Annotated in this window: 14 protein-coding genes and 1 rRNA gene; 4 read left to right on the top strand and 11 right to left on the bottom strand. The window is 41.2% G+C overall.

The features are described 5' to 3' along the window. Positions 1-63: 63 nt before the first annotated feature. The 7 genes from P3J6_RS02295 to P3J6_RS02265 form a co-directional block, all read right to left on the bottom strand. A complete protein-coding gene (locus P3J6_RS02295; RefSeq protein ID WP_198522135.1) occupies positions 64-2,454 on the bottom strand; it encodes a TonB-dependent receptor in 2,391 nt (796 codons plus the stop codon). Positions 2,455-2,727: 273 nt separating this feature from the next. Further along, the gene (locus P3J6_RS02290; protein WP_198522134.1) at positions 2,728-3,726 is read right to left on the bottom strand and encodes a FecR family protein; all 999 of its coding nucleotides are present in this window, start codon (positions 3,724-3,726) and stop codon (positions 2,728-2,730) included. A 123-nt stretch (positions 3,727-3,849) separates the two neighbouring features. After that, positions 3,850-4,386, bottom strand: coding sequence for an RNA polymerase sigma factor (locus P3J6_RS02285; RefSeq protein ID WP_198522133.1), 537 nt, complete (start codon positions 4,384-4,386; stop codon positions 3,850-3,852). Between the two features lie 148 nt (positions 4,387-4,534). Further along, positions 4,535-5,839 carry a DEAD/DEAH box helicase gene (locus P3J6_RS02280; RefSeq protein ID WP_198522132.1) on the bottom strand — a complete coding sequence of 435 codons (1,305 nt, stop codon included), beginning with the start codon at positions 5,837-5,839 and terminating at the stop codon, positions 4,535-4,537. Positions 5,840-5,988: 149 nt separating this feature from the next. Continuing rightward, the gene (locus tag P3J6_RS02275) at positions 5,989-7,179 is read right to left on the bottom strand and encodes an alpha/beta hydrolase-fold protein (RefSeq protein ID WP_198522131.1); all 1,191 of its coding nucleotides are present in this window, start codon (positions 7,177-7,179) and stop codon (positions 5,989-5,991) included. Positions 7,180-7,290: 111 nt separating this feature from the next. Next, the gene (gene glmS / locus P3J6_RS02270) at positions 7,291-9,111 is read right to left on the bottom strand and encodes a glutamine--fructose-6-phosphate transaminase (isomerizing) (protein ID WP_008466748.1); all 1,821 of its coding nucleotides are present in this window, start codon (positions 9,109-9,111) and stop codon (positions 7,291-7,293) included. Positions 9,112-9,157: 46 nt separating this feature from the next. Beyond that, on the bottom strand, positions 9,158-9,922 hold the full coding sequence (locus tag P3J6_RS02265) for a DeoR/GlpR family DNA-binding transcription regulator (RefSeq protein ID WP_198522130.1): 765 nt from the start codon (positions 9,920-9,922) through the stop codon (positions 9,158-9,160). A 159-nt stretch (positions 9,923-10,081) separates the two neighbouring features. Here P3J6_RS02265 and P3J6_RS02260 point away from each other — a divergent pair, with 159 nt between their 5' ends. Next, complete coding sequence (locus tag P3J6_RS02260; protein WP_198522129.1) at positions 10,082-10,609, top strand: sugar O-acetyltransferase; 528 nt, start codon at positions 10,082-10,084, stop codon at positions 10,607-10,609. Between the two features lie 52 nt (positions 10,610-10,661). On the opposite strand, the gene P3J6_RS02255 is transcribed toward P3J6_RS02260, so the two are convergent. The 3 genes from P3J6_RS02255 to P3J6_RS02245 are packed head-to-tail and all read right to left on the bottom strand — an operon-like array spanning position 10,662 to position 15,029. Continuing rightward, complete coding sequence (locus tag P3J6_RS02255) at positions 10,662-13,058, bottom strand: ABC transporter permease (protein ID WP_198522128.1); 2,397 nt, start codon at positions 13,056-13,058, stop codon at positions 10,662-10,664. Between the two features lies 1 nt (position 13,059). Next, on the bottom strand, positions 13,060-13,764 hold the full coding sequence (locus P3J6_RS02250) for an ABC transporter ATP-binding protein (RefSeq protein WP_138608574.1): 705 nt from the start codon (positions 13,762-13,764) through the stop codon (positions 13,060-13,062). A gap of 11 nt (positions 13,765-13,775) precedes the next feature. Continuing rightward, the gene (locus P3J6_RS02245) at positions 13,776-15,029 is read right to left on the bottom strand and encodes an efflux RND transporter periplasmic adaptor subunit (protein ID WP_198522127.1); all 1,254 of its coding nucleotides are present in this window, start codon (positions 15,027-15,029) and stop codon (positions 13,776-13,778) included. 226 nt (positions 15,030-15,255) lie between these two features. On the opposite strand from P3J6_RS02245, the gene P3J6_RS02240 reads away from it, so the two are divergent. The 3 genes from P3J6_RS02240 (at position 15,256) to P3J6_RS02230 (ending at position 19,353) form a co-directional block, all read left to right on the top strand. Continuing rightward, positions 15,256-16,674, top strand: coding sequence for a sigma-54-dependent transcriptional regulator (locus P3J6_RS02240; RefSeq protein ID WP_198522126.1), 1,419 nt, complete (start codon positions 15,256-15,258; stop codon positions 16,672-16,674). A gap of 2 nt (positions 16,675-16,676) precedes the next feature. Next, the gene (locus P3J6_RS02235; protein ID WP_198522125.1) at positions 16,677-17,993 is read left to right on the top strand and encodes a sensor histidine kinase; all 1,317 of its coding nucleotides are present in this window, start codon (positions 16,677-16,679) and stop codon (positions 17,991-17,993) included. A gap of 88 nt (positions 17,994-18,081) precedes the next feature. Next, on the top strand, positions 18,082-19,353 hold the full coding sequence (locus P3J6_RS02230; protein WP_198522124.1) for a LysM peptidoglycan-binding domain-containing protein: 1,272 nt from the start codon (positions 18,082-18,084) through the stop codon (positions 19,351-19,353). A gap of 328 nt (positions 19,354-19,681) precedes the next feature. Here P3J6_RS02230 and rrf read toward each other — a convergent pair. After that, a 5S ribosomal RNA gene (gene rrf, locus P3J6_RS02225) occupies positions 19,682-19,796 on the bottom strand. Positions 19,797-19,987: the final 191 nt, after the last annotated feature.

Here is a 19,987-nt window from a genome sequence, read left to right as displayed (position 1 = left end):
AAAGAGCGAGTGTTTAACAAGCTTACAGTCACGATTATTCTTTCCATTTGCTACAAACTGCAATCAAAACAACACTTTCATGTTCATTAAGTAACTACGTCCACGCTCTGAAAACCTAAAAGCGCCAGTGTCTTCACGTACTTTAAAACGCTTTGCATCTGTAAGATTATCAATTGTAAAATTTAGACTAAGCCACTTATTAACGTCATAGCTCAATCCAATGTCTAAAGTCGCCAAATTTTTTTCACTTTTATCAACCGAGTTACGGTCAAAATCAACCCGAGTAATTTGCCCTTCATAATTCGCTCTTATATAACTAGATAACTTATCGGCTGGATAATAATTAAGGACAACTGACCCTGTGTGCTCAGGAATACCAACTAATGAATTACCATCTAATTGCGCCAAAGTATCGCCAAACGGGCGTTCTCCTGCAGGTGTATTAATAACAACATTACTGGCATCTATGAAAGAATCGGTATAGGTATAGTTAATCTTAAGTGCCAACTTTTCAGCTATATCCCAACTTCCCTCTAACTCAAGACCTTGAATTGTTGCTCCATCAGCATTAAGCCATGTAGCCCAAGCTGGGCATTCCTGCGAACCAACCCCCCCAGAGTCGCAATACGCTGCAATAACGCCGTCATTGCCATCACTAAAGTAGTAAGATTGCGTGCTGAGTATTTTATTGGTGAAATCGTTATAGAAAAAAGTTGTGCCAAAACTCAGGCTTTTATTGTTGTTATACATAGCACTAATCTCATAGTTGGTGCTTTTTTCTGGTTGTAAATCTGGATTACCCATAATCACGAATTGGTTACTACCACCACCTCGTGATGAGCCCGTCGTTTCATCAATTTGCGTGATTTTTGGACTTTTATAACCCGTTGCAATACCGCCTTTAAAAGTTAAGCTTTCACTATAATTAAAAACAAAATAAGCACGAGGTGAAGTGTGCTTGCCAAAAAATTCATTGTCAGTTAAACGAGCGCCTAACGTTAAATATAACTTTTGGCTAATAAGCTCCCACTCATCTTCAGTAAAAATAGCCCAATCAGTGACCTTTCTTGTACCAAAACTGCCAGAATGACCTCCACCTAAATCACTATTGGCTTGTTCATCGTTAGTCCACTGCAAACCTGTCGTTATAAGGTGACGGCCAAAGCCTGTTAAGAAGCGTGCATCGGCAACTTTATTTTCTGAACTTGTGGTAAATTCATAAGTTTTTGGATAACGGTGTCTTTCATAACTTTCTTGGTAATATTTGACTTCTAAATCACCCAGCTCAAAACGCCTATTGTAGGTTATACCCCAAGAGTCTCGTGTCCACTCTCGATCAACTGCGGACCGACTTGTAAGCTTTAGTACGCCACCAGGATTGCCGGTATAGCGTTGCTTTGAGGTTGAAAAATCAAATGTTAGATCGGTGTTTTGATTGGCTATAAGATTTAACTTACCGCCTAAAGTACGCTTTTGAGACTCTTGGTAACCGCCTAAATATTTATCCTCATCTTGCAGTATTTCACTACCCCACAAAGCAACCCCCATAGTGTTTTTAATAATCGGCCCAGATAAATAAAAATCCGCTTGGCGTTTATTCGACATCACACCACTATCAGGCGCTTGAAAGCCATACCCTACACTGCCGTCCCATTTTTCAGGCGTTTTTTTGGTAATAATATTAATTACCCCCCCCATAGCATCACTACCATATAACGAACTCATGGGACCGCGAACAACCTCAACACGGTCAATCACTGATACCGGTGGTATGAAACTGCTATCTAAGTCTTCGTTATTTAATTCTCTTGGGTTAGCTGTTTCTGAACGAACGCGCTTTCCGTCAACCAATACTAATGTATACCCTTTAGGCATGCCTCTAATTGAAATACCACTATTAGCACCGGAGCCAACAACGTTTACACCTGGTACTTCATTCGTAATATCTTGTAAAGAACTAAACGGGCGCTTTTCCAGAACATCATTTGAAAGCACACTAATACTTGCCGGTGAGTCTTTAATTTCTTGAGAATATCCTGCAGCAGTTGTTACCGTTATTGGTCCTAAAGATAGCGGCTTGCTGGTAGCTTTAGCTTTTATTTTATCTAACGTTACCGCACTTTCTGTGATAAACCGGTAGCGGATATCAGTACCAGACAATAAAACATTAAGCGCTTGGGCAGGGGTAAAATCACCTTTAACTTCACCAGACATATACTGTGCTGTCGGTATCCTCGTGTATAAAACCTGAATATTAGTAATAGCAGAAAAATCAGTAATAGCCTTTGACAATACTTTAGCTTCAATATCAAATTGGTAGCGTGTTGCTTGCTGGTAAGCAGCATTTTCAACTTGTGGTTTAACTACGATATTAGCCTGAAGTGAATAGCTGGCTATGAACGTCAAGGTTAGTATTGAAAACGATCCAACACGTTTATTAACACGAAAATTCATTAAGCGCCCTTTGGTAAAAGTAATACGAATGATTTACACCTATATTTAAGACGTATCTCAGTCACACTTTCCCCCAGTGCAGTTAAAAAATTTATACAGCAATTAGAGTCAGAAAGAATTTAACAGGATGTGCGTTAGTACAGGTAAGAGAAAAACTAACGCTTATTTAACCTGGGCTTTGGCCAGGTTATTTACTCACACATTAATTTATTATATTAATCTCCGTTTTACTCTCCAGCCGAAGATAGGTTTGTTATCCGAAGTTCAAGCTATTTAGTGCAACATGACTAAATAATCAGTTAGACGGGTTTGCTTTACTGCTAAAGTTTCAGTAATCATTTCCAAAGCAGCATCGGGGTCACTAAGAGAAAACACACCACTGATCTGCAAATTATAAAGTGAATCATCAGTAATAATTATTTTCCCTTTTCGATAACGATTCAGTTTGGCAACAACCTCACTAAGCGCAGTGTTGTAAAAAACAAGCTGCCCACGCTGCCAAGCATTGACCACTGCGGCATCAAATTCACTAACAGGACCAATTCCCGTTGAAAAAATATTAGCTTGTTGATTTGCAGATAAGTTTTTTTTAAGTTTACTAGCTTGGTTCGAAGTCAGTGCGACGCTTCCTTCAAACAGACTGACAGTGGCTGAGTCGTTATACAAACTAACATTAAATTGAGTGCCAGTAACACTAACAGTCCCTTGTGTGGTATTTACCACAAAAGGGCGCTCATTATTTTTAGCAACATTAAATCGGGCCTCACCTTGAAGTAATTCCACCTCCCGTAACTGGTTGGTATAATTAACTTTAATGGCGCTATTAGTATTAAGGATAATTTCACTATTATCATCCAGTTTCACAACTGTTTGCTCACCAACGTTACTGTAATAATCACTTTGCAAGCGCAGCGGCCAGTTTTGTTGCCAACTAACGCCTGCTATGGCGACAAAAATCGCAACACTTGCAACCGCAGCATACAATGGCCACGATGTACGCTTAATGGGGGCTTGTTTAACAATTGGTTCATCTAATACCACATCGTTTTCAGATAACTCAGGTTGCGTCAGTACCCCCCATATTGAACTCATTTCATCGTATGCTGCTCGGTGTAGAGGATCAGCAAGCAGCCAAGTATTGAACTGTGCCTTTAACTGACGGCTTTGTGGATCTTGAAAATCACTGTCGTGCACGCGGGCATGCCAAACTGCTGCTTGCTCTAAGATAGTCTCTGGTATATCAGTTGTATGCTTACCTGCCATCTCAACCATATTGATTAAACTCTAGGAAAAGACCAATCAGAAGGTTTACCATAAAAATTATTTTTACAGGGTTACTCAACTTGATACATACATAGCTAAAAACCGTTAAGATGGGTGAATCAATAAAAAAACTCAAACCTGTCGCCCCGCTTCTCGCAAGCATTGACGGCAATGAACCATAGCCTTTGCAATATGCTTTTCAACCGTCTTAATACTGATACCCAATATCTGCGATATTTCTCGCATTGTTAGTCCTTGCTTACGATACAGTATAAAAACTTCCCGACATTTGTCTGGTAATTCAGCTATGGCCAGCTCTAATACAGCCAGTTGTTGCTTAGCAATTAGTACATCAGAATGCGCTGGGGAAGGGCACGCCACTTGTTCACATTGCTCTTGCTCTTGAGGCGACACTATTTGCGCTTGCCATTTCTGGGCTGTTTGTTGTTGGCGAAATTGATCTACCAGTAGATTGCTAGCCATACGATATAAGTAAGCTTTGGGGTTACTGGGTAACTCAATATGTGTATTAACAGCGCGTAGCCATGTTTCCTGAACAACTTCCTCAGCCACCTCAACAGAACCCGCATGCAAGCGGATGTGCTTTACAAGCTCACCATAATAAGTCTCAACGGCTTGTGCTAAGGTTTGAAAAGGAAATGAGGCCAAGGTCTACTACTCACCTTAAATGTAATGCTTAACAATAAACGCTAATGATAACTCTTTGCATTAGAATATGTAAAGCTATCTAATTCTCATCGAAAATACACAAGCAACAACAGGTTCACTTAGATTTTTGTATTTAACTATTTGACATTTACTTACCTTTACCCCGCCAGCCGCTCCATACATCATCTTCTTGGTTGGATTTTTTCTTCTTTTTCTTACCTGTGCCTTCAGGCTTTGCCATTGGCTTATCGTTTTTAAGTGCTTGTGCTGCATCGAGGTTTGCTTGGTTTACCGCAAAACCCGTTACTTCTTCACGCTCTAAACGAAGTTTGTTTTTCTTTTCGATAATTTTAAAGTGATGAAAGTCTTCATAATCAATTAACGATAACGCTAAACCAACCTCGCCGGCACGGCCGCTTCGGCCAATACGGTGCATGTAATCAGCGGGGCTGCGCGGTAAGTTAAAGTTAATTACTACTGGTAGCTTTTCAATATCTAAACCACGGGCTGCAATATCGGTAGCAATTAGTACTTCTATTTCGCCCGCTTTAAATTTTTCAATTACGCGAGTACGCTCACTTTGACCTTTATCACCATGGAATACTTGTGCGTTCACGCCGCGCTTTTCAAGCTTACCCGCTAAGTGCTCACAGTCTTTTTTAGCGTTTACAAAAATAAGCGCTTGGCGCCATTTGTGTTGCTTAATTAAATGCGCTAAAACCGTGGTTTTTTCGCCTTTATTAACCGTAAATACGCGCTGTACTAAGGTGCTTTCGTCTTTGCTTTGAACTTGTATTTCAACAGGGTTGGTTAACAGCTCTTGCGTTAATTGTGTGACTTGCTCTGGGAACGTCGCTGAAAACAACATGGTTTGTTTTTTAGCAGGCATAAGCGCTAATAGCTCAGCAAGCTCTTCAGTAAAGCCAAGGCTTAACATGCGGTCAGCTTCATCAAGCACTAAGGTTGTTACTTTATCGAGCTTAATCGCATTGCTTGAGATTAAATCGAGCAAGCGCCCTGGCGTTGCAACAATGATATCAGCACCGCCGCGAAGTGCCTGCATCTGGGTATTAGCCGACACACCACCAAATATCGCCACCGTTCTAATGGCGCCATTAAAGTTAGCAGAATACGATTTAACACTATCAGCTACCTGCACTGCCAGCTCGCGAGTAGGTACCAAAATAAGCCCTGATACAAAGTTACCTTTGGTATCTCGCTTGAGTTCACCTTGCGCTAAAAATAGCGTTTGTAGCATAGGTAAAGCAAAGGTTGCTGTTTTACCTGAGCCGGTATTTGCCCCCGCAATTAAGTCACTGCCCGCCAAGATACTTGGGATTGCTTTTGCCTGAATCGGCGTAGGTTGCGTGTATTCAAGATCAGACAATCGAGCAATTAGCTCTGGAATAAGGCCAAGATCGTTAAAAGTACTAGGGCTTGCGGCTGAGGTCATATTTATTACGGGCTTATTGCTAAAAAGTAGCCTGTAATTTTAGCGTATTTAGCAGCTATTAAGTAGAGGTTAGTGATTTAAATAATATTTAGCTACAAGTAATAAAAAGACGCTTGCGCGTCGTTTTTATTTAACAGTAACTAAAAACCCTATTTACGCTTATCTAGCTCTACCTGTAACCTAGCTTTTGTTTCTTTTAAGTAATTTAAATAAGGATATGAGTCATCTGCAATGGCTAATGCAGACTCCATCTGTTTAAGCGCTTGGCGAGTATCACCCTGCATTTCATAGCCATAAGATAAAGCTGAAAGCGCATCGACTGATTTTGGGTGGTTTTTTAAATTGTACTTAAACACCTCAATAGCACGGGTAAACTGCTTGCTGTCCGTTAGGTTGTAACCAAGTAATCTAACAGCACGATCTGGTGGAGGTACCTGTTCGCCCCATTGTTGGGATAAATTTTGGTAATAAGCATCAATAGAGGCAACATCGTCAGTTAAAGCACTTATGGGCATTTGTTTAGGTAAAAACAGGTTGTAATAGGCATTAAATACGCCAGCAGCAGAGGTTAAGCCATGCGAGATGCCATCAAACGCATCACTAAAAAAGCGTAACTCTTGCACTTTATGTGATTGCAGTGATTGCTGTAATTCATCATACCTTTCACGCATTATGCCGGCTTCTTCGCCAATATTAATGTAAACGTAACTGTTAAGCTCTTTGTTTTTAGTTATAAACGATTTTGTGCTTTTTACCATTGCGCCATAGTTCCACCAAACCGCAGGGCTATAAGCAATATGCGCTTGAAATAGTTCTGGCTTTGCCTGCAACGCGTATAGCGCAAATACACCACCAGCTGAGGCGCCAGATATAACTTTATAGTCATGCGTACGATAATTTTTATTAACGAGAGGAATAAGCTCTTGTTCAAAGAACGCTAAAAATTTTGCTGCGCCGCCCCCTTCACCGACAGGACCTTGCGGCTCTTTATTCACTGTAGGATAAAAATCTCTAAGTCGATTAGTGTTTTCAATAGCGACAATAATAACCTCAGGCGCACGATTATCATTTTGTAAGCGCTCAATAACAGCACTAGCAAGCGGTATATTACCCGCGCCATCTAAGCGATATATGACAGGATATACCTTATTTGGCTCAGCTTGGTAGCTCTTTGGTAACTGTACAACAACAGTGCGTTCTTCGTTTAAAACAGCCGATTTAATAGTGTGCATGAATTGAGAGTCATCAGCACTTTGCTGTTTAATGCCAGCTTGTGCAAAGACACTTTGTGAACTAAAAGCAAAAAAGCTAAAAAAACAAATAACGGTTAATAAACGCATGACTAATCCCTTAGAGAATAATAAGTTACTTAAGCTAACAGAGTTTCAGGCACAAAAAAAGCGCATTGAGCGCTTTTTTTAACATTAATCAAAACCTATAACCTGTTGATCTTACTCAACAGTAACCGATTTTGCTAGGTTACGTGGCTGGTCGACGTCAGTGCCTTTAATTACTGCTACGTAGTACGACAGCAACTGCAGAGGAATTGTATATACAACAGGGGCAATCACGTCATCTACATGGTTTACGTTGATTACACGCATTGTGTCGTCTGACTCAAAGTGTGAGTCTTTATCAGCGAATACATAGATGATGCCGCCGCGAGCACGTACTTCTTCTACGTTTGATTTAAGCTTTTCAAGCAATTCATTGTTTGGTGCTACAACAATAATTGGCATGTCGGCATCAATCAGTGCTAATGGGCCGTGTTTAAGCTCACCTGCTGCGTATGCTTCAGCGTGAATGTATGAAATCTCTTTAAGCTTAAGTGCGCCTTCCATTGCAATTGGGTATTGCGACCCGCGCCCTAAAAACAATGAGTGGTGCTTATCAGCAAATTCTTCAGCAAGGTCTGCAATGCCATCAGCCAATAGTAGCGTTTCTTCTAATTTAGCTGGTAGCAGTTTAATAGCGTTAACAATCGCGCTTTGATCTAAGCCTTTCTCTTGCGCAATAGACGCAGTAAGCATTAACAAACCAACAAGCTGTGTAGTAAATGCTTTAGTAGAGGCTACACCAATTTCAGCGCCTGCTTTGGTCATAAAGGCAAGGTCTGATTCTCGCACAAGCGATGAGCCAGGTACGTTACAAATAGTCATTGACCCCATATAGCCTTGCTCTTTAGCTAAACGCAGTGCAGCTAAAGTATCAGCCGTTTCGCCTGATTGTGAAATAGTTACTAGTAGGCTATTTTCGTGTACAAATGACTGACGATAACGGAACTCAGAGGCAATTTCTACGTTACAACTAACACCAGCAAATTGCTCAAGCCAGTAACGAGCAACCATACCTGAGTGATATGACGTACCACAGGCAATAATTTGTACGTGTTTTACGTCTTTAAATATTTGCTGTGCGCTGTCGCCAAAGGCATCAATCGCTACGCGGTCGTCGTTTAAACGTCCTTCAAGGGTGTTACGTACTGCAAGTGGCTGCTCATAAATTTCTTTTAGCATGTAGTGACGGTAATCACCTTTACCTGATGCATCTTGTGTAATGTTTGATTCAACAACTTCACGCTCAACCGCGTTGCCATCTGCATCAAAAATTTCTACTGTGTCGCGAGTAATACGCGCTACATCACCTTCTTCTAAGAAGATAAAGCTGCGAGTTACCGGTAATAATGCAAGTTGATCAGAAGCAATAAAGTTTTCACCAAGGCCTAAACCAATTACTAACGGGCTGCCTGAGCGCGCTACAATAATTTCGTTATCATTCGCTTTATCAAACACGACGGTACCAAATGCGCCTTCAAACTGTTTAACAGCTGCTTGAACTGACGCTAATAAAGTGGTGTGCTGCTGACGTAACTGATGAATTAAATGCACCATAACTTCGGTGTCGGTGTCTGATAAAAACTCGTAACCGTCGCCTTTAAGTGCTGCACGCAAACTTGCGTGGTTTTCAATGATTCCGTTATGTACAAGCGCTAGTTGATTGCTTGAAACATGTGGGTGAGCATTGGCTTCAGTTACACCACCATGAGTCGCCCAACGAGTGTGTGCAATACCTGTGTGGCCGCTAACACCAGCTTGTTCAAGTGCTGACTCTAAGTTTACAACCTTACCAACTGCTTTCACTGTATTAAGTGTATTGCCTTCAAGTAAAGCAACACCTGCTGAGTCATAACCACGGTACTCAAGGCGCTTAAGCCCTTCAACTAAGATTTTATTTACTGGACGTTCTGCAACAGCCCCAACGATTCCACACATAGTGTCTCCATTAACTTTTTAATTCTAGCAACTCACGGTGTAGTTACTATTGTATAATCTCTGCGCAAATTAGTTTTACACCACACGCCTCTATGGCTGCACGTTTATCACTTGCTAAGCCACTGTCGGTTATTAATGTGGTTACTGTTTGCCACGGTAATTCTAAATTAGGTATTTTTCGGCCAATCTTATCTGATTCAACCATAACGATTACTTCGCGCGCCGCTTTAGCCATCACTTGGCTTAATCCAACAAGTTCATTAAACGTGGTTGTTCCACGCGCTACATCAATGCCATCGGCACCTATAAATAGCTGATCAAAATCATATGAGCATAGAACATTTTCAGCTACTTGCCCTTGAAACGATTCAGAATGCGGATCCCACGTTCCACCTGTCATCAAAAGGGTTGGTTCGTTTTCAAGTGAGAGTAAACGACTCGCCACTTTAATCGCATTAGTCATTACAACTAATCCGCGTTTATTTGCAAGTTCTGGGATCATGGCGGCCGTAGTACGCCCGCTATCAATAATAATGCGGTTATGATCTTTTATAAGCGTCGCTGCAGCTTTTGCTATTGCGACTTTGCGCTTAGAATCAATCTCATCGCTAACAATCTCTTTAGGCAGAGCAATAGCACCGCCGTAACGGCGCAGCAATAAGCCACTTTTTTCAAGCGCGGTTAAGTCTTTTCGAATAGTTACTTCTGATGTTTGAAACTGTTCAGCTAAAATATCGACAGCCACTTCACCTAATTCATTAACTTGAGTGAGGATCAAATGGCGGCGTTGCTGGGTGTTTCGTTTGGTCATAAGTGGTTACAATTAAGTTTCGTTTCGAAAGTTAGTGAATTTTAAACGAAACATAATAAATGGCAAGTGCATGCGTAAAAATAAAGCAGTTTTATTCTAATAAAAATAATTTTATAAATACGGTAAGCTAGCGCCTATGCATAGCTAAAGGGAAGATCAATGAAGCTATTTAACAGCTTGAACAAAATAAACTTAGAACAACGCAAAGCCACCCATGAGACTTGCCGCTTGTTTAATAAAAGCCCAAGCAAAGGCAACTTAAAACGAATTAAGAGCTTATTTGCACAATATGGTGATGGAGTAATTATTGAAGCGGGCTTTCATTGTGACTACGGCAGTCAAATACAAATTGGTGATCGTACTTTTATAAACATTAACTGCACTGTGTTGGATGCGCCAATAAATGAAGGAGCTATAAGCATTGGCTGCGATTGTTTAATCGGTCCGAACGTTCAACTATTGGCCGTATCTCATGCGGTTAACCCCACAGAGCGACTCAATAAAGAAAACTTTGCAGCACCGATTACTATTGGTAATAACGTGTGGATTGGCGCGGGAGTTATTATATTAGCTGGTGTTACAATTGGTGATAACGCTGTTGTGGGCGCTGGGTCGGTAGTAACCAAAGACGTGGCTGCGAACACTGTTGTTGCCGGTAACCCTGCTGTAAGAATTAAAGATATTTGAAAAAGGTCTATCGGTATTCTGATAGACCTTTAGTAGGGTTCTTTACTCGTTATTACTCATATCTTAATGTTAACGATGGCCGTGTACTGGCGGCTTTAAAGGCGAGGCTTGCAACCGTAAGCCAAGTGATCGCAGTAACACTCAAAGCGGCAACCAGATAAACCCACAGCGCTTGATCAACACGCTCATTAAAGTTTGCGAGCCAATCACCCACCAGCCAATAAGTTAGCGGGTATGCTATGGCTACACTTCCTAGCACTAAAATTAAAAACTCTTTTGCCAGTAGATTCATTATGCTGATGCGTGACGCACCCAGTACTTTGCGTACAGCGACTTCTTTTTGGCGACGAATCGTGGCAAATGAAGCTAAACCAAAAGTACCTAAACAGGTTAAGAACACTGCAAGGCCAGTAAATATAAGTACGACAAGAGAAACACGCTCATCACCTTTTAATACCGCTTTATAGTTTTCAGCTAGCAGGTTTATTTTTGGCTCATAAATATTAGACACTTCAGCTAAAGCTGTAATCACTGCTTGTTTTATAGCAGGGAGGTTTTGCACGTTCACGGTTAAAATTACTTCAGATACTGGTGTTAAATAGTTATAACCACATAAAAACATAATGTTAGAATTCGCATCTTGTGCATTACCAACCTTTACATCTTTTACAACACCAACAACTTGCATATCCACATTACGCCCTGTGTCTTTAATTTTTTGTCCAACAATATCAGCCACATTGCTATAACCAGCCTGCTTGGCAACGGTTTCTGTAATAATTGTACCTACTGTTGTAACCCCGTTTGCTCGCGTCGCCCAGTCTGAGGAAAACTCACGGTTAAAGTCTCTACCAGCAATAAGCGTAAGGCCTAGCCCTTTTACAATATCAAAACCAGAACCTATCACAGGGGTTATTCCACCTGAAGATTCACCATTGGGCCAAGTGGGCTGTAATGTATTGTTAATTGAAACGGTTAAACGGGTATCAATAACCGTTGCTTGCTCTACACCATCTATAGCCGTCAAGCGATTAATTAGTGCGCTAGGCTGCTGCGTAAATACCGATTGCACCGGCAACTCTGAAACTACTAAGCGTTGCTGCGTTTGATAGCCTAAAGGAAGGCTTTGTAAATGAGATAATTGTTTTAATAACGTAACTGATGCAATGATCAAACCGATTGCTAATGAAGCTTGCAAGGTCAATAAACATTTACGTACCCAAATGGCCGTATTACCGCGTTGTAAATCGCCACTTAACACTCGTTTTGCGCTAAATGATGAGATAAACAATGCCGGGTACAAACCTGCAAGTATGCCTACAGCAATAACAACAGCCATAATGCCCAAACCAAAGGCTGAAAAATAACTCACTATCAGTTCACGATCGACCAGCTGGTTAAAACTTGGCAATAACAGCTCCACTAACACACAGGCAATAATCATCGACAATAGAGCAACCAAAGTAGATTCAGCTAAAAACTGTGTTACTAACTGCAGCTTACTTGCACCAAGTGCCTTGCGCACACCCACTTCTTTAGCGCGCTTTGCAGACTGCGCTACTGTCATATTGATAAAGTTAAAGCCAGCAATCAAAATAAGTAACACGCTCAACCCTGCACAAATCGTTACAACTTGCTTTGCGCCGCCTGCTTTCATTTCAAATGGCGATTTTGCTGTTAAATGTAAGTCTAGTAATGGGTGTAACTCAATGGCAACTTGACCCGCCATTTGCCCATTGAAGTACTGTTTAGACAGTGTATCAGCGAGTGCTTTTGGATCTGCTTGCGGCGCCAAGCGCATATAAACATAACTGCTATTAACCATCAGGTTATTTGGATCATGTTTTACATATACGAGGTTTTTAAATGCAAAGTGAGTATTGCTTGGTAAATCTGCAAACACCGCCCGTACAGTATATTGCCCTTGTTCGTGCTGTAACGTGTTACCAATAACATTTATTGTACCGAAAATACGCAGTGCTTCAGATTCACTTAGAGCCAAGCTCTCAGGTGTACTCATTGCATTTTTTAAATCCCCTGCCAATGTGTTTATATTGATAAAGTTCTCAATATTTGGCGTTGCCCCATACAAGTCATTAAGTTTAAAACCCTGATCCAGGTACTGCACGTCAACCATCGCCTCTCTGGTCCACGATACCATCGTCAAACCAAACACTTCTTCTACTTGGCTATATTCAGTGGCTTTTGCCGCTTGAGAATAATTAAAAATAGGAATGACTGATAAGCCCAACTTTGAGTAATCTTGGCCTACACGGTAAACACGTTCAGCGTGAGGCTGCTGACTATCGTATGACAACTCGTTTTGTGCAAATAGTGCCACTAAAATTGCCGCAGCTAAGCCGATACTTAGCCCTAAAAGGTTTAGGATAAAATGCTGTTTTTGTTGCTTAAATGATCTTAAAGCAGTGACTAAATAATTAATAAACATATTAAGCAACCTCAACAACGGCTTGCTGCACAACATTTGCTTTATCAAGCATCACTTGGCCATCCAATAGGCGCACTAAACGATCAGCATAGGCACCCTCTTTTTCTGAGTGAGTCACCATAATAACCGTGGTGCCCTCGCGGTTTAATTCGCGTAGCATCGCCATCACTTCATCACCGTTTTTAGAATCGAGGTTACCGGTTGGCTCATCGGCTAAAATTAGCTTGGGATTAATCACTAATGCACGCGCAACGGCTACCCGCTGCTGCTGACCACCCGACAGTTGCTGTGGTAGATGCTCGCCGCGGTGATCAATACCCACGCGCTTTAAAATGGTTTCTACGCGTTGCTTACGCTCACTTTTTGATATTTTTTGATACTGCAATGGCAACTCTACGTTTTCATAAACTGTTAGCTCATCAATCAAGTTAAAACTTTGAAATACAAAGCCAATTGATTCTTTACGTAGCTCTGCTAGTTGCTTTTCGCTATAGCCTGCAATGTCAGTTCCCGCAAAATCAAAGTTGCCTGAGGTCGGTGAATCAAGCATACCCAAAATAGAAAGCAGCGTTGACTTACCACAGCCAGATGGCCCCATTATCGCTAAAAAATCGCCTTCGTTTACAGTTAAGTTAATATTACTCAGCGCTGTTGTTTCAACATCTTGAGTACGAAATACGCGGCTTAAATTAGTTAGTTTGATCATTGTTATTATCCTTAAAATTGTAGTTGCTGTGCTTTGTCAAAGTTGCTGTAGCTAGAGGTAATCACTTTATCCCCAGCGTTTAGCCCTTCAAGCACTTCAAAATAGTGTTGATTCTTTTTGCCTAGGCGGATATCACGGCGCACTGCTTTATCACCGCCTTGCTCGATTACATAAACCCAGTTACCGCCCGAGTTAGTAAAAAAAGCCCCGCGTTTAAGTAGTAAGGCATTGTTATTGTCATCCCCTAGCATTAACTCAATATCAATGCTTTGGCCGCGCTTAATGCTTTTAGTGTTACTGGGTAGGTCCACTTCTACTTGAAATTGTGACTGCTGTACGCGGCTATCAATTTTGCTCACTTTTGCATTCACCGTGCCGCTTTCTAGCTCAATCATTACCGCCATGTCACGCTGCACTTGGTTTAAATAAAATTCATCCATGCGCACCACTAATTTATATTCATTAGGAATATCTATTTGGCCTAACCGCGCACCACTGTTTTTAGATTCGCCAATTTCCACATCAAGTTCGCTTAAATAACCTGAAACAGGCGCTTTGATTAATAAGTTGTCGAGATTTCGACGCGCAAATTGCAGATTTTTTTCGAGCATTTTAGCGCTGTCTGACAACTGCGCCACTTGCACCTCACGGATTGAATTTTCTTGCTGTTGGCGCTCAAGGGTGAGCTCTTTACGGGCTTGGTAATAATTTAAATCTTCTTCAAGCTCAGCTAGTTGGTCTTGCGCCAATACGCCACTTTTAACCAAAGGTTTAGTTTGTTTTAATCTACGTGTTAAATGGGTAATTTTTAATTCGATTTCTAATAAGTCACGGCGTAAGTTTAACCGGCTGGTTTCCATGGTCATTTGCGTATTACGTAAAAAGTTAAGCTGCTCGGTAACTTGTGCTTCACGGCTCATTACATCAAGTTGTAAGTTAGTGTTGCTTAAGCGCACGAGCGGTTGGCCTTTCTCAACATATTCACCTTGCTCGACTAATCGCTCTTCCACTTGACCACCAGCAATGGTATCGAGATAAATACTGGTTTTTGGCACAACTTGACCGCGTAAGCTTAAGGCATCTTTAAAGGCACCTTGTTTAACCGTGCTAACCGTTAAGCCACTACGCTCGATATTTTGGCTACGGCCCGTATCACTGCTTTGCGTATAACCATATGCAGCCGCAGCAACACCTAAAGTAAGAGCTGCAAAAGTAAATTTTTTAAAATACTTTTGCGTAAATGAGCGTTCTATTTTTTTGTCCATGTCGACTACCTTGATACAGGTTTAATTTAACTAATTACTTATTGTTATTACAAAGCGTGTGCCAACCTTGATTAACCAATAAAATCAAGCACTTAATTGCAAATTAAGTTTTTGAACTAATTATAGTGTCCGTTTATAGAACACTTTATTATCTTATGAACGTCCATTTATGGACACTGTCCCCTTTTTGTTTTAGGCTAAATAAAACTCTATAAGAATAAAAAACATGAAACACACAGGCTCTCTTCTAATTGTTGATGACAACCCAGACATTCTCATTGCAGCACGTTTATTACTAAAACAGCATTATCAAAGTGTTAAAACCACAGACAATCCATTTGACATTGCAGGCATCATTAACGAGCAACGCAAGCTCGAGCAGCCCGTTGACGTAATACTGCTTGATATGAACTTTACCCAAGACTCAATCAGTGGCAAAGAAGGCTTTTATTGGCTGAAAAAAATTATCGAACAAGACGCTAATATCGTTGTTTTATTAATGACCGCTTACGGCGATATTCAATTAGCCGTAGATGCAATTAAAGCGGGGGCCTCTGATTTTATTGCCAAGCCTTGGCAAAACGAGCAATTACTTGGCGCAGTCGCCGCTGCATTTTCACACGCAAAAGACAAACAGCAAGTGGGCAAATTAACGCTGCAAAAACAAGGGTTAAACCAAGCCTTAAACACGCCTAACTTTGAGTTTTTAGGTCAAAGCAATGCGATGCAACAGGTGTTTAGCACCATAGAAAAAGCAGCTCAAACTGATGCCAACATATTAATAACCGGTGAAAGCGGCACAGGGAAGGAGTTGACCGCTCACGCCATTCATCAAGCAAGTATGCGCCATAATCAAACATTTATGAGTTTAGACATGGGTGCGGTGGCGCAGAATTTATTTGAAAGCGAACTTTTCGGCCACAAAAAAGGCGCGTTTACCGATGCAAAAAGCGATCGAATTGGTAAATTTGAGCTTGCCCACGGTGGCAGTTTATTTTTAGATGAACTGGGTAATTTACCCTTAGAGCATCAAGCCAAATTACTGGCTGCACTGCAAAATAGACAAATAACGCCCGTTGGCAGCAGTAAAGCCGTTGATATAGATATTCGCCTTATTTGCGCCACTAACGACAACCTTGATCAAGCCGTCGCAGAGGGGCGTTTTCGTCAAGATTTATTGTATCGGATAAACACCGTTGAAATTCGCCTTCCGGCATTACGGGAGCGCAGCGATGACATTCCATTATTAGCTAATTACTACCTAAAACACTTTGCGCAAAAATATAAACGCAGCTTAACCATTAGCGATGATGATATGAGTGCGCTTTGCCAATACGCGTGGCCAGGTAATGTACGTGAATTGGCTCACGCTATAGAGCGTGCGGTTATATTAACTGAAGGGGATACACTCGATATAACCTCAGTTGTAGGTAATAGCGCAGCACCTAGCGCTCATTCTGCGAGTCAAAGTACAGAGGATATAAACAATCAGCTACAGTACGACACCTTTGATTTAGACATACTCGAACAACGCACAGTTCGCGCAGCACTTAAGCACCATCAAGGTAATGTGAGTCATGCAGCCAAAGCACTGGGTTTAACCCGTGGTGCCATGTACCGCCGCCTTGAAAAGTACGGGCTATAATCATGCGAGCTAATTTATTACTTTCATTTAATATTATCGCACTTATAAGTGTTAGTGCGTTGCTTAGCTATGTATTGCAAAAGCATGGTTTTTCAGCGACGACATTATTAATGATGCTAGTCGCAGCGGCGCTAATAGCGCATATTTTTACGCTGTTTAAGCGCCAACAAAAACAAGCTGAAATGGTGATCCGCGCTTTAGCTAATGGCGACAGTACATTAGGGCTTGGTCAGCAACACCCAATGCTTAAGCAATTTGAGCAAGTAAAAGCACAAATGCAAACAGCGCGCTTTAATGCCGAGCAACAAGCTCAGTTTTTACAAGCTTTGCTCATCCATGTTGATTTAGCCGTTATGGTATGTGATGACAACGGCGAGGTGATCGAATCAAACCCAGCCGTTAGTAAGTTACTAGGTAAAAGCTTCCAAAATTTACATGAGTTAGGCGCTGTTGGAGAGTTAATTTTAAACGCCGAACACAATATCCGCAGCACCACCTACTGGCAAAATGGCGAGCAGCACGACACCCTATCAATTCAACTGAGTATCGCCGAAATACAAGGGAGGGTTCGCCGTGTAGTGAGCTTACAATCAATTCACGACCAATTACAACTTAAAGAACAACAAGCATATAAACGCTTAACTAAAGTGCTCACTCACGAAATTGCCAACTCTATTACGCCACTATCATCACTAGCTGATACCTGCAGTAATTTGCTGCCACAAGCATTATGTTTTAATGAGCTTGAAGATAAACAAGACTTACAGCTTGCACTAAGCACGTTAGCATCAAGAACCGCTCATTTAGGTGATTTTATTGCTCGTTTTCGCCAAGTTAGTAGCTTACCTAAACCTAATTTAGCACCTAAAAATTTAGCCGATATGCTAACGCATATTGTCGCTTTACATCAACAACAAGCCCGTGAACTGCAAATAGATATAGAGCTTACAATTCAAAGCCAGCAATTAGTGATGCTTGATAGCAGTCAAATAGAGCAAGTATTAGTAAACTTAATAAAAAATGCACTTGAAGTACTAAAGAGTAACCAAAAGTACAGTACTGAGAATGCCACTCAAGCAAGGGTCGAAATCAGCTTGGCGCAAAACGCTAGCCAACAACTTTATATAGAAATCAACGACAACGGCCCAGGTATCAGTGAGCATGTGATAGATATGATCTTCGTGCCATTTTTTACCACCAAGCAACAAGGCTCCGGCATTGGCCTTAGCCTCTCCCGGCAAATCATGCTAAACCACGGCGGTGATTTAATTTATATACAAAAGCCTCAAGGCGCATGTTTTAGGTGTGTGTTTGGTTAATTCATTTGACGGTCATTTTTAGCTCACCCTATGTTAAGCTAAACAGCTTTAGGTTAGCCACATTTATATTTTCGGAGTAGTTTAGTACGTGTTCTCAAATCGATTTATCCGCATTTTGCCATTAGTGTTTATTTTATCCGGCTGTGAAACCACAACCGATACACCAACATCATCCCCTGAAATTAAGGCTAACCCCAAAACAATTGTTAGTGAACAGCACGAAGATATTGCACAAATAGCTCCACTCACCACAAAAGAACCTGATGATGTATGGCAACGTATTAGTGCACAGCTGTCATTTGCTAATTCAAGCCACCCAGCGGTGCAAAAGCGAATTGCCTGGTATTTAACACATCCAAATTACATGGATGAAATTAGCCGCCGTGCTGAGCCTTACCTTTACCATATTGTTAGTGAAGTTGAAAAACGTGGACTGCCCATTGAGCTGGCATTAATGCCGTTGATTGAAAGTGACTTTGATGCCAGTGCGTACTCGCATAAACATGCCTCTGGGTTGTGGCAACTCACGCCTGCTATTGCTAAGTATTTTAACGTGCAAATATCACCTTGGTATGACGGGCGTCAAGACGTAGTAGACAGTACCCGAGCTGCGCTGGATTTTATGGAGTATTTACACAAGCGCTTTGATGGCAATTGGTATCATGCAATTGCAGCCTATAACGTAGGTGAAGGCCGTGTACAACGAGCCATCAGAAATAATAAAAAGCAGGGTAAGCCCACTGATTTTTTTAATTTAAAACTGCCCAAACAAACCAGTCAGTACGTGCCAAAATTACTAGCTGCGGCACAATTATTAAAAAGCCAAAAAATGGCTTTTCCTGCAATTTCAAACAGCCCAACAATTGCAGTATTGCCTATTGATGGCGCTGTTATTTTAGATAACCAAAAGCAATGGCAGCAACTTGAATCTTTAAACCATGGTGTGATCCGCTTTCCTGCCATTATTGATGCACCCCACATTGTTGTTCCAGTTGCTGAACAAACACAATTTAAAAACATGCTCGCTAATCTTGATTCCAATGATTATAGTCAGTGGCAACACTACACAGTAAAACGTGGCGATAGCTTAAGTGTTATAGCGAAACGCTACAAAATGGGTATTAGCCAACTCAAAGCGTTTAACGATCTAAAAAGTAACACCATTAGAATTGGCCAAAAGCTTGTGCTCCCTCAATTAGCCGATACCCAAATTGAACATCAGGTTAAATCAGGCGAAAGTTTATGGAAAATCGCTAAGTATTACAAAGTAAGTATTAATAAACTAAAACAATGGAATAACCTTTCGAGCGACCACTTAAAAATAGGTAAAAAACTTACTGTATTCTTGTCTAATAGCTAACTACCTCGCTGATTATTAAATATATGGACTGATGACTTTATCAGCCCATATACCCTTCAAAAGACCTAAATTTAGATTCGAGCTTGCACATATTTGGCGTCGGCGCGTTCCTTCGTAGTGACCACGCAGTAGAATATCGTAGTGCCTACAGCGCTAGAGAGCCACATAGCAAGGTACATTTAATGTTTTTAATGGGATGTGCGTTGGCTCTGAGGTTAACGCAGTGCAACTGATAGCTGATAGCTGATAGCTGACGGCTAATACTTTCACTTTCCTGCAGACGTAAAAAAACCCGCTACATTGCTGTAACGGGTTTCTCTTATTTGGAGCCTGGTAATGTCCTACTTTCACATAACAAATGCTACACTATCATCGGCGCTGTTTCGTTTCACTACTGAGTTCGGCATGGGGTCAGGTGGGTCCAAAACGCTATTGTCACCAAGCAAATTTGGTGTAAGTTCGATTTAATCGAGCTTACTAAAATTTGGAATTCTGATAATAAAAGTTTTCAGTAATCTACTTTAGTCTATTAACTTCTTCGCTTGTTTCACTATCACATAAAACGCGTTTGGCGTTGTATGGTTAAGCCTCACGGGTAATTAGTACAAGTTAGCTTAATGGCTCACACCACTTC

This window comes from Pseudoalteromonas sp. 3J6 (assembly GCF_903995135.1).
In the GTDB taxonomy this organism is placed as follows: Bacteria; Pseudomonadota; Gammaproteobacteria; order Enterobacterales; family Alteromonadaceae; genus Pseudoalteromonas.
Note: the sequence above shows the minus strand (reverse complement) of the source record. Positions and strands in the feature narration are given on the sequence as shown.

What these genes read in the sequence shown, in the direction of transcription:
- P3J6_RS02295 (WP_198522135.1), bottom strand. Translation starts at nt 2,454, where the DNA reads ATGAATTTTCGTGTTAATAAACGTGTTGGATCGTTTTCAATACTAACC.
- P3J6_RS02290 (WP_198522134.1), bottom strand. Translation starts at nt 3,726, where the DNA reads ATGGTTGAGATGGCAGGTAAGCATACAACTGATATACCAGAGACTATC.
- P3J6_RS02280 (WP_198522132.1), bottom strand. Translation starts at nt 5,839, where the DNA reads ATGACCTCAGCCGCAAGCCCTAGTACTTTTAACGATCTTGGCCTTATT.
- P3J6_RS02275 (WP_198522131.1), bottom strand. Translation starts at nt 7,179, where the DNA reads ATGCGTTTATTAACCGTTATTTGTTTTTTTAGCTTTTTTGCTTTTAGT.
- glmS (WP_008466748.1), bottom strand. Translation starts at nt 9,111, where the DNA reads ATGTGTGGAATCGTTGGGGCTGTTGCAGAACGTCCAGTAAATAAAATC.
- P3J6_RS02265 (WP_198522130.1), bottom strand. Translation starts at nt 9,922, where the DNA reads ATGACCAAACGAAACACCCAGCAACGCCGCCATTTGATCCTCACTCAA.
- P3J6_RS02260 (WP_198522129.1), top strand. Translation starts at nt 10,082, where the DNA reads ATGAAGCTATTTAACAGCTTGAACAAAATAAACTTAGAACAACGCAAA.
- P3J6_RS02255 (WP_198522128.1), bottom strand. Translation starts at nt 13,058, where the DNA reads ATGTTTATTAATTATTTAGTCACTGCTTTAAGATCATTTAAGCAACAA.
- P3J6_RS02250 (WP_138608574.1), bottom strand. Translation starts at nt 13,764, where the DNA reads ATGATCAAACTAACTAATTTAAGCCGCGTATTTCGTACTCAAGATGTT.
- P3J6_RS02245 (WP_198522127.1), bottom strand. Translation starts at nt 15,029, where the DNA reads ATGGACAAAAAAATAGAACGCTCATTTACGCAAAAGTATTTTAAAAAA.
- P3J6_RS02240 (WP_198522126.1), top strand. Translation starts at nt 15,256, where the DNA reads ATGAAACACACAGGCTCTCTTCTAATTGTTGATGACAACCCAGACATT.
- P3J6_RS02235 (WP_198522125.1), top strand. Translation starts at nt 16,677, where the DNA reads ATGCGAGCTAATTTATTACTTTCATTTAATATTATCGCACTTATAAGT.